Below are 2,702 nucleotides of genomic sequence, written 5' to 3' on the forward strand. Positions count from 1 at the left end.
GCGCGTCGACTTCATCTTTGGCCTCGCGCCCACCACGACCCTGCGCAAGCATGTGGCGGATCTGGAGGCCAGCACGACAGCACGCCTGGAAGCGTCGGCCAAGAGAGGCAAGGTCCGCATGTTCAAGGAGCTCATTGACGGCGCCCGCGGCGCGGCCGGGCCGGCAGCACTCAGGCGACTATAACGGGCGCAGAGCCGACCCTGCGGCTTCCAGACATTGTCGTGTACAGCTTCAGACCCTCAAGCCGAGCCCGCATGGCCTCGCTTACCTTTTACGGGGCGGCGGTACGTCCAAGCCGGTTCAACAGTTAAGAATTCCGCAAAGACGATACCCCCGGATCCTCGATCTTCCGCTGCCACTTCCCGCATTCGCCGAGGCGGTCAATGACCCGCCCTTCACAAGGTTATCCGGCAAGCATCTGGATGCGAGAGATAATGTTGCCGGAAGCATCTTTCATGGCTTCTACACCTGCCTGAACGCCAGAACCGCGTTCGTGCCGCCAAAGGCGAAGGAGTTGCTCAGTGCCACGCGCACCTTGCGCTCGCGTGCCACATTGGGCGTGACGTCGAGATCGCAATCGGGGTCCAGCTCACGATAATTGGCAGTCGGCGGGACGACGCTCTCGCGGATAGCCATCACGCAGGCGATCAACTCGAGCGCGCCGGACGCGCCGAGGCAATGCGCGTGCATGGACTTGGTAGAAGAAATGGACATTGAGAAGGCGTGCTGACCGAAGACGCGCTTGATCGCCGCCGTCTCGATCTGGTCGTTGGCCTTGGTGCCGGTGCCGTGCGCGTTGAGATAGTCGACATCCTCGGCGTCCAGCCTGGCATCGGCAAGGCAGGCCCGCATTGCTGCCTCCGGCCCCTCGACAGTCGGCGCGACGATGCCGGACGCATCGGCGGAAAGGCCGACACCGGCAATTTCGGCAAGGATGGTGGCGCCCCGAGCCAAGGCATGCTCGTAGCTTTCCAGCACCGCCATGCCGGCGCCTTCACCAAGCGACAGGCCCTGGCGATCGGCCGAGAATGGCCGGCAAGTATCGGGCGAAAGCACGCGGATCGCTTCCCATGCCTTCAGCACACCCCATATGAGCGGCGCTTCGCTGCCGCCGGCAAGCATCACGTCGGCCCGGCCGAGCCTGATCTGGTCCACCGCGCAGGCAATCGCATGGTTTGCCGAGGAACAGGCGGACGTGACGCCGAAGACCGGCCCGCGCAGGCCGAGACTCATGCTGACCTGGCCGGCAGCGGCACCCGGCATTGCCTTGGGTACAGTCAAGAGAGCGGCACGCTTACCGCCCAGAAGGATGGCGCGGTAGGTTTGCTCGATCGCATCCCACCCGCAGCCGCCCACGCCCACCGTCGCACCGAAGCGATAGCTATTTCCCTCTTTGGAGGAAAGTCCGGCCTGACGCATGGCTTCGCGCGCCGCAAGCACAGCGAGCAGGCTGAAGCGGTCCATGGAGATGAGTTGCTTGCTATCGATGTCATGCTCCGGCAGGGCCTTGATCTCGGCACCGATCCTGACCCTCAATTCATGGAACTCGGAGTTGACGATTGGGCCGATGGCGGAGCGGCCTTCTCGCATCTCTGTCCAAATGGCGGCGGCGTTGGTTCCAAGCCCGCAAATCCCGCCAATCCCAGTAATCACGACGCGCCTGTCCATTCACACCCCCGTAGGGAGCAAGCTGCGCACGGCTTCCACCATGCCCCCAACATTCTGGAGATCCGACCATGCCTCGGCCGTATTCATCTCGATCTCGATGCCGTAGGCCTGCTCCAGGTCCCAGAGAACGTCCGCCAATCCCAGTGAATCGATACCGAGCGAAGTCAGTCCCGTGGCAGCCGTTATTTCGCCGCCCGTGGCAGGCGCTATGCCGCCCTCCGACGCGGCGCGCTTCTTGATCATTGCGATTATTTCGTTGGCGAGTTGATCTGCCATCTTGTTCCTTTCCAGCTTGCGTTTTCAGCGTCGTTCAAAACCCGAGTCGCGTCGCGTTGCCAAAATTGCCCCTCATAGAGCCTGTGCGCCGACCAAGCCCAATGCCCATAGGAACCGGACGAGTTCCGGCTTCTGCGGCGTCAGCCCGATGACGAAGAAAAGTCGCCGGCCTCCCGCTTTTGCGCCAGCACATCAAGAATCTGCGTGTAAATGGATAGGAACCGTCGTCAAACGTCAGCTAAACGCTGCGACGGTGGGTGCTGTCAGCGTATTCACTCGGCACCTCATATGTAATCGAGATGTTTCATAGCTCCGGACCAGTTGCGATCAACTATGTACCGGTCGCCATTCGTCGGAGAGTTCGACATGATTTGGAGCGCTGCCTCTCATTCCCAGTACAATCTCCACCGCACGCGACAGATTTCCTCTTTCGGGCTCTTCTCAAGGGACTCGCCACGCGATAGAGGCAGTGATCGGCGCACGTGAGGTCCTGCCAGGTCCATGCGACATTCCGGAAAATTGGTAAAATCGTTTGTTTCAATCAAATTCATCCACGCTATGGATAGCTAAGACATGCGTTTCAAAGGGCTCGATCTGAATCTTCTCGTCGTTCTCGACGCGCTGCTTAGCGAGCGCGGCCTCACGGCGGCGGCACGCAGCATCAACCTAACCAAATTCATGGGGGTTGGTGGATGTGGCGCAAGCCCGTTGAAATGACGTAGGATTTGGTTGCTTAAGCCGATCCGAAATTTCCCGG

At 60.8% G+C, this 2,702-nt stretch carries 2 protein-coding genes and 2 pseudogenes; 2 read left to right on the forward strand and 2 right to left on the reverse strand.

Annotated elements, in window-relative coordinates:
• A pseudogene (locus tag NKI96_RS32425) lies at nucleotides 1–145 on the forward strand (IS1380 family transposase); the annotation flags it as partial.
• Nucleotides 146–463: 318 nt separating this feature from the next.
• Here NKI96_RS32425 and NKI96_RS32430 read toward each other — a convergent pair.
• Nucleotides 464–1,669 carry a beta-ketoacyl-[acyl-carrier-protein] synthase family protein gene (locus NKI96_RS32430; protein WP_023707447.1) on the reverse strand — a complete coding sequence of 402 codons (1,206 nt, stop codon included), beginning with the start codon at nucleotides 1,667–1,669 and terminating at the stop codon, nucleotides 464–466.
• The gene (locus NKI96_RS32435) at nucleotides 1,670–1,945 is read right to left on the reverse strand and encodes an acyl carrier protein (protein WP_023673543.1); all 276 of its coding nucleotides are present in this window, start codon (nucleotides 1,943–1,945) and stop codon (nucleotides 1,670–1,672) included. It abuts the gene before it with no gap.
• A gap of 573 nt (nucleotides 1,946–2,518) precedes the next feature.
• Between NKI96_RS32435 and NKI96_RS32440 the strand changes: the two are divergent.
• A pseudogene (locus tag NKI96_RS32440) lies at nucleotides 2,519–2,620 on the forward strand (LysR family transcriptional regulator); the annotation flags it as partial.
• Between the last annotated feature and the right edge of the window lie 82 nt (nucleotides 2,621–2,702).

It is taken from the genome of Mesorhizobium sp. M0292 (genome assembly GCF_040321695.1).
In the GTDB taxonomy this organism is placed as follows: domain Bacteria; phylum Pseudomonadota; class Alphaproteobacteria; order Rhizobiales; family Rhizobiaceae; genus Mesorhizobium.

Bases quoted from the DNA above. Each gene is read 5' to 3' on its own strand.
- NKI96_RS32430 (WP_023707447.1), bottom strand. From the start codon at position 1,669: ATGGACAGGCGCGTCGTGATTACTGGGATTGGCGGGATTTGCGGGCTT.
- NKI96_RS32435 (WP_023673543.1), bottom strand. From the start codon at position 1,945: ATGGCAGATCAACTCGCCAACGAAATAATCGCAATGATCAAGAAGCGC.